Genomic DNA, 547 nt, shown 5'->3' on the forward strand with positions numbered 1-547 from the left:
ATTGAATCGTTTCATACTGAGACAAAGGAGCGCAGTGAACGTTTTACTGCGCCAAACGGAGAATACAATGGCCAGCCTGTCGTTGCGACCATTGAGGTTAAGCACCCAGGTTTTTACTCCAGAATATTACAAGGCGGTAGCATCGCTGCCGGTGAGGCGTACATGGATGGCTGGTGGGACAGTCCAGATTTAACTGCGTGGATGAAGCTGATGGCGCTAGATATGCGGGCCCTTGATAAGCTTGAGGATCAGGGTAGTTGGCTTACCAAGTTACTTTACAAGTTTAGCCATTGGACGAATCGAAACTCGCAAGAAAATTCTCGGAAGAACATCCATGCTCATTACGATTTAGGCAATGATTTGTATGAAGCTTTTTTAGATACCAACATGCTGTACTCATCAGCGCTTTACCACACAAGTGCCGACTCCTTAGAGCAAGCTCAAATCAATAAAATGGAACGCTTGTGCCAGCAGTTGGATCTTCAATCTACCGACCATGTGATTGAGATTGGCACAGGGTGGGGGGCGATGGCGATATACATGGCTG

Annotated in this window: 1 protein-coding gene; it reads left to right on the plus strand. The window is 47.0% G+C overall.

What is annotated here, in order from left to right; translation table 11 throughout:
• Positions 1-547, plus strand: a 547-nt coding sequence (locus tag R8N47_RS27705) for a class I SAM-dependent methyltransferase (protein WP_318186425.1), incomplete at both ends; no start/stop codon positions are given.

It is taken from the genome of Vibrio sp. 2132-1, from assembly GCF_033344315.1.